The 6000-nt window shown below is 31.0% G+C and carries 6 protein-coding genes and 2 pseudogenes; 4 read left to right on the top strand and 4 right to left on the bottom strand.

Going from position 1 to position 6000, the window contains the following annotated elements; translation table 11 throughout:
* Positions 1 to 156 precede the first annotated feature (156 nt).
* The 3 genes and pseudogenes from ACI9TV_RS15625 to ACI9TV_RS15615 form a co-directional block, all read left to right on the top strand.
* The gene (locus ACI9TV_RS15625) at positions 157 to 306 is read left to right on the top strand and encodes a hypothetical protein (RefSeq protein WP_415251748.1); all 150 of its coding nucleotides are present in this window, start codon (positions 157 to 159) and stop codon (positions 304 to 306) included.
* Position 307: 1 nt separating this feature from the next.
* Positions 308 to 1672 carry a M23 family metallopeptidase gene (locus ACI9TV_RS15620; protein WP_415251747.1) on the top strand — a complete coding sequence of 455 codons (1365 nt, stop codon included), beginning with the start codon at positions 308 to 310 and terminating at the stop codon, positions 1670 to 1672.
* Between the two features lie 11 nt (positions 1673 to 1683).
* A pseudogene (locus tag ACI9TV_RS15615) lies at positions 1684 to 1923 on the top strand (UDP-3-O-acyl-N-acetylglucosamine deacetylase); the annotation flags it as partial.
* Between the two features lie 137 nt (positions 1924 to 2060).
* Here ACI9TV_RS15615 and ACI9TV_RS15610 read toward each other — a convergent pair.
* A pseudogene (locus ACI9TV_RS15610) lies at positions 2061 to 3295 on the bottom strand (glutamate-5-semialdehyde dehydrogenase).
* Positions 3296 to 3311: 16 nt separating this feature from the next.
* Positions 3312 to 4097 carry a glutamate 5-kinase gene (gene proB, locus ACI9TV_RS15605; protein WP_415251746.1) on the bottom strand — a complete coding sequence of 262 codons (786 nt, stop codon included), beginning with the start codon at positions 4095 to 4097 and terminating at the stop codon, positions 3312 to 3314.
* A 539-nt stretch (positions 4098 to 4636) separates the two neighbouring features.
* Between proB and ACI9TV_RS15600 the strand changes: the two genes are divergently transcribed.
* Positions 4637 to 4765 (top strand): hypothetical protein, encoded by a 129-nt coding sequence (locus tag ACI9TV_RS15600; RefSeq protein WP_415251745.1) that lies wholly within the window; start codon positions 4637 to 4639, stop codon positions 4763 to 4765.
* Positions 4766 to 4845: 80 nt separating this feature from the next.
* Here ACI9TV_RS15600 and ACI9TV_RS15595 read toward each other — a convergent pair whose 3' ends face one another.
* Both ACI9TV_RS15595 and ACI9TV_RS15590 read right to left on the bottom strand, forming a co-directional pair.
* A complete protein-coding gene (locus ACI9TV_RS15595) occupies positions 4846 to 5184 on the bottom strand; it encodes a MerR family transcriptional regulator (protein ID WP_415251744.1) in 339 nt (112 codons plus the stop codon).
* A gap of 276 nt (positions 5185 to 5460) precedes the next feature.
* On the bottom strand, positions 5461 to 5610 hold the full coding sequence (locus ACI9TV_RS15590) for a hypothetical protein (RefSeq protein WP_415251743.1): 150 nt from the start codon (positions 5608 to 5610) through the stop codon (positions 5461 to 5463).
* Between the last annotated feature and the right edge of the window lie 390 nt (positions 5611 to 6000).

The following is a 6000-nucleotide window of genomic DNA, read 5'->3' as shown; positions in this document are numbered from 1 at the left end:
ATTTTATATGATTGACAAAAGTAGATACACTAAAAGAATAAAGAGTAGAAATTTGTTGAAATTTTTACAAACAAACGGTTACCCAAATTTCACTTCTGATTATAAGTTTATTACTTTGAGTGCGATGCCGATTATAAATTATGCAATAAATTTATAATGAAATATCAGACATTAGATGTCTCAAAAATTGCATCAAATTATAGTGTTGGTGGACATAAGACAAGAGCAGGCTTTAATATGAGTAGTGAATATACTTTACAAAGTGCATCAGAAGAGATTTTAGAATTAATAAATAAGGAAATATAGTTTGAAAAAAAATAAATCTGAATCAACAGTAACAGTAATCTTTTTAGGATTGATAATTGCAGCCGCGGCATATGTATACACATCAGCAACATTTGAACAAGATGCTCCATTGGTAAAAATAGAGAATAACGGATTTTGGAATCTTAAAACACCTTTAGAATTGTCTATTGATGATATGAGTGGAGTTAAGTCTTACAAAGTTACTTTTAAAAGTTCTAAGGGCGAATCTACTATTCTTCATGAACAATTAATCGTGGCTGAAAAATCTTTAAAGCTTGAGATTAAAGCTCCCAGAAATGCTTTTAGTATAAAAGATAATGATGTTAGCATCACTGTTGAAGCAAATGATGCTAGTTCTTGGAATTTCTTAAAAGGGAACAGTGTTAAAAAATATTTTAATATCTTAATAGATAAAAGAAGACCAAACACAAGTATTGTGAGCAACTCATATGGTATTAAAAAAGGTGGTTCAGCACTTGTTATTTTCAAGGTAAAAGATGAAAACCTTAAAGATATTTATATAGAAACGAGTGCTAAAAATATATTTAATCCTCAACCATTCTATAAAGAAGGTTATTATATTTCACTTATTGCATGGCCAATTACTAGTAAGAGTTTCGATGCTACAATAGTTGCAAAAGATCATGCTGGAAATATTAAAAAAACACATATTCCTTTGTATTTAAAAGCTAAGAAATATAAAATATCAAACATAAAAATTTCTGATAGATTCTTAAAAGGTAAGATTGCAGACTTAGCAGAAGAGTTTGCTAAGACTCAAGGGATAGATGACTCTATAGAGCAGTTTAAAATTATTAATGAACTAGTAAGAGAAAAAAATGAAAAATTAATTCATGAACTTGGAACAGTTATTTCAGAAGAGCAAATAGATGATTTTCATATTAATAAAATGTACCCATTGAAAAATGCAAAAGTTGTTGCATCATTTGGAGATCATAGAAAATACTTCTATAAGGGTGAAAAAATCAGTGAATCTTATCATTTAGGTTTAGATTTAGCTTCGAATGCAATGGCAAGCATTAAGCCTCAAAATGGTGGGAAAGTTGTATATACTGAATACAATGGTCTTTATGGAAATATGCCTATGGTAGATCACGGCTTAGGTTTATACACTTTATATGGACATTGTTCAAGTGTTAATGTAGATACTGATGAAGAAATTTCTGCAAAAACAGATATTGCGAATACTGGGAAAAGTGGCTATGCGATGGGAGATCACCTTCATTTTTGTGTTTTAGTTCAAGGTATAGAAGTTCGTCCTCAAGAGTGGATGGATACGCAATGGATTAAACTTAATATAACAGATGTTATTGATAGCGCTAAAGAAATAATAAATCAAAGTTAGTTGAAAAAAATATGTACCAAACTACAATAAAAAAAGCTGTTGAATTAGTTGGAATAGGACTACATAAAGGTTTTCCTGTTCGTTTAAGACTAGAGCCATTAGAATTAAATGCTGGAATTATTTTTTATCGTAGTGATGTTGATGTAGCAATACCACTCATTCCTGCTAATGTAGTAGATACTAAAATAGCAACGGTAATAGGCAAAGATGGATATGTTATATCTACTATTGAACATATGTTATCAGCTGTTAAAGAGCCACTTTATAGTTTTGAAAAAATGGCTAAGTTTTTAATTCCTACATTTTACGTTAAGTCAATATTTACCAATATAAATAAAGAGAATAAAATTCTACTTATTAATCTCATATAATTATCCTAATTATTTTTTCATACTCTAATTTGTCCACTACCATAAATTTTAAACTTATATGTAGTAAGTCCTTCTATACCCATAGGTCCACGTGCATGAAGTTTGTTTGTACTTATTCCAACCTCTGCTCCAAAGCCAAAAGAGCCACCATCTGTAAACCTAGTTGAAGCGTTTACATATACAGCTGCCGCATCAATTGCATTTAAAAAAACTTCCGCTGTTGTTATGTTTTGGGTAATGATAGCTTCGGAGTGACCTGAAGAGAATCGTACAATATGCTCTATCGCCCCATCAACACCATCTACTATTTTTATATTTAAAATATTAGCTAAATATTCAGTATCAAAATCTTCATCAGTTGCATTTGCCATTGTGATAATCTTTTGAGTATTTATACACCCTTTAAGTTCAGTCCCAGTCTCATCAAATGCAGCTTTTATTTCAGGAAGTGCATCTTTAGCGATAGCTTTATCTACAAGTAGTGTCTCCATTGCATTACATACGCCTGGTCTTTGCGTTTTAGCGTTTATCGCTATGGCTATAGCATTCTCTAAAATAGCTTCTTTATCTATATAAGTATGACATTGCCCCTTATCGTGTTTTACTACACTTACAGTTGCATTTTCACTTACGTGTTTTATGAGTCCAGCTCCACCACGGGGAATAATTAAATCTACATATTTATCCATCTTTATAAGCTTATCTACACCCTCTCTTGAAGAGTCAGGGATAAGAGAGATTAACGATGGAGGCAAATCATTTTTGACTAAGATACCTTGTAAAACTTTTGCGATGGCTTCGTTAGAATTTTGAGCTTCCTTTCCACCTTTTAACACACATACATTGGAACTTTTAAAACATAATGCAGCTGTGTCACTTGTTACATTTGGACGAGATTCATAAATGATGCCTATCACACCGATGGCGATAGAAACTTTTTCCATCTTTAATCCATCTTCTGTAACCCAGCCGTCAAGAACGCGACCAACAGGTTCTTTAAGCGCAGCAATCTCTTCAATAGCTGCTGCCATAGCATTTACTCTACCATCATCAAGTAGAAGTCTATCCATAAGTGCTGATGATAGATTGTTTCTTACTCCATCATGCATATCAAGAGTATTAGATTTGAGTAAATCAAAGCTATTATCTCTTAAAGCTTGTGCCATCTCTCTTAATATTCTATTTTCTCTCTACCGCTTAGCATTGCTAAAACTCTACTTGAATTTTTTGCTTCTTGTAAAAATATTTCCATTTTATGTCCTTATTTTTTAGCTTTCTTTTTTACTTGTTCTTTGTTTCTTAGTAAATAGAGTTCCTCTATTATGTACCCCATCTATCAAATACTCTCTAGCAGATGTTAAATCGTAACCATTACATAAAAACATCTCTTTATCTTTACTCATAATGTATTGAGCAGCATGAAGTTTTGTGACAATTCCACCCGTTGCAAATTGAGAGTTTGGAGTATGTTTTTGATTTAGCTCTTCCTCTTTTATTTGGGTTACTATTTTTCTTATTTGTGCTTTAGGATTATCTTTAGGGTTTGAGTCGTAATAACCATCAATATCGCTTAATATTACAAGTAAATCAGCTCCGGTATAGTGAGCAACATGGGCAGATAGTTGGTCATTATCTCCAAATAGCTGATCTGGAGTCGTTGAAATATCATTTTCATTTACAATAGGTAAAATGTTATGTCTTAATGTTCTTTCTATAATATCTTGAAAGATTTCAGTGTGTACTCTTGAATCAAAATCTTCCTCGGTTAATAGTATTTGAGAGATAGTTACATTATAAATATCAAACTTATTTTTATAAGCACTCATAAGAATAGGTTGCCCTACAGAAGCTAAAACCTTTTTACTTGTAGGCATACTTCTATTTAATTGAACTGCTGTATACCCAGCAGCAACTGCACCAGATGAGACTAAGATAACTTCATATTTCTTCCTAGCTTCAGCAATTAAAGAGACCAGATTTAACATCCTCTCTTTTGCTATTGTTGTTGTTTCCGTTAAAACACTGCTTCCTACTTTAAAAACTATTCTTTTCATCTTTTCCCCTTAATTTATTTAAAATTTCACTCTAGAATAATGGTTCATTCTTTTGTGAGCTAAGGTTTCAATCATTGTTTATAAAGTTCTCGTAAACTTTTGGCTTAAGTGTTTTTCTTCTATTTTCAACTAGTAAGTCATTATAAAAATACATATATTCAGGAGAACCGTCAAACCATTAAATATCATTTTTTTGCTCAAACTTCTTGAATAGATATTAAATCTTTGGAAAGATTTATTTCATCCATATATAAATCCTTTGTTACAAACAGTATACTACTAAATCTAAGATTCTAATCAAAATGTTGGTAAAGGCTGGACTATAGCGATTAGAAACTGAAATTTTACAATCTTGCAGTTGGCAATTTATTTCATGTACGACTTGGTGAGGCTTTAAATTGATGATACAATTTTAGTGATTATTTCTATAGCTTAGCTAAAAAAATAATTATTAGTAACGACGGTAGTCTACTAAATGAATTTAATTCTACCTAATAATGGATTATGACAGCTACTTACTGAAGATAATTAGAATTCTTTTGATGGCAATTTCCGGTCTTAGTATTATGCATATAAGAGAACAATTTGGTCACAAAAAGTCAGATATGACTGTGAGTTATAGTCATCTGATTCCTAATGAGAGACATGAGAGTACAGAAGTTATATAGGATGGAAGATATTAAATCAGTGTCTCTAGAGTGTTCGATAGGGTCCCTTTAAATTTACTTTTTTTAAAAGAAGTAAATCATTAAATTTCTTCTGCATCCAGAACATCTTTACCAGACAACTTCTCCATTTCTGATTCTACGGCATGTAAAAAATCATTTTTACTTTTTTCATCCATGTTATTTTCTAGTATTTCTAAAATATATTTTATTCCATTGGCATTGATCTTTTTAGCACTTGCAAGATAGTGCACAAATGTGATAGCTTTTACATCATTAATCGAATATAGTTTTTTTGTGTCTTCTTTGTTTGGTAGCAAGCCCTTTTCTTCATACATTTTCAAAGTTCTCGGTTTTGCTGTAAGAATTTCAGCAATACTACTAAGCGGTAAAACATTTTTTTCATTATTTAATAAAGCCATCAATATCCTTTTATTTTAGAAATTATACTATGAAATTTTAAAATATGTTATCATGCTTTAAATTTACAAATTTATTGTAAAAAGTATACATAAATAATAATTTATTTTACATATTAATTGCATCTAAATATATTGAAAATACATGAGTATTCTAGGAAAAACAGTTCAAGAAGTAAAAAGTGTCGCTTAGGAGTGGCAAAAAAAACAAATGTTACTCATGCTACTGCTGCTAAATATATAGATATTTTCAGTCTTCGTATTTCGTGTATTAGTAGCTTATCTAATAGCGACACTTGTAATCTCTTTTATACTATTAGGAATTGACAAATTTCCAATTTTAACAGATCCTTTTCTCGCATTAAGAAGGATGTTAGTCATAGCAATGCCAGCATCAATGGGAGCAATTATTGTTGATAGTTTTGACAAAGAATAATGCTAATTTAGGTTTAAAGTGCAACACTCATAAAATTCAATAGAATCTCTAAATGCAACTAAAAAAAGACTAAATCTAAAGGCTCATTCCCCACAGTAGAGTCTGCTTTTAAGATTAGGTATCTTGCAACACAAGAGCAAGAGGAAAAGAGCAAACCCAATAGTATTAGAAACTGGTATGAGATTTATCCTCAACTTAGTATCTTTTTCAGCGAAACTGTGTCAAAATATGCCAAGTGATTTAGGAATAAGAGGTGGGTCTACACGAGTTTATTTTACAGCCTCTATTTCAACTTTGTTTTTACCAACTACTCTGGCTTTTAGGCGTTTAAAGTTCTTTTTTTCAATGGTGATTGTATCATTAAGTCTACCTTTTTCTAGTGC

Origin of the sequence: Sulfurimonas sp. (assembly GCF_047622445.1) — a bacterium.
Classification (GTDB): Bacteria; Campylobacterota; Campylobacteria; order Campylobacterales; family Sulfurimonadaceae; genus Sulfurimonas.
The sequence above is the reverse complement of the archived record's forward strand: the minus strand, read 5'-3'. Positions and strand labels throughout refer to the sequence as shown.

What these genes read in the sequence shown, in the direction of transcription:
- ACI9TV_RS15625 (WP_415251748.1), top strand. Translation starts at nt 157, where the DNA reads ATGAAATATCAGACATTAGATGTCTCAAAAATTGCATCAAATTATAGT.
- proB (WP_415251746.1), bottom strand. Translation starts at nt 4,097, where the DNA reads ATGAAAAGAATAGTTTTTAAAGTAGGAAGCAGTGTTTTAACGGAAACA.
- ACI9TV_RS15595 (WP_415251744.1), bottom strand. Translation starts at nt 5,184, where the DNA reads ATGGCTTTATTAAATAATGAAAAAAATGTTTTACCGCTTAGTAGTATT.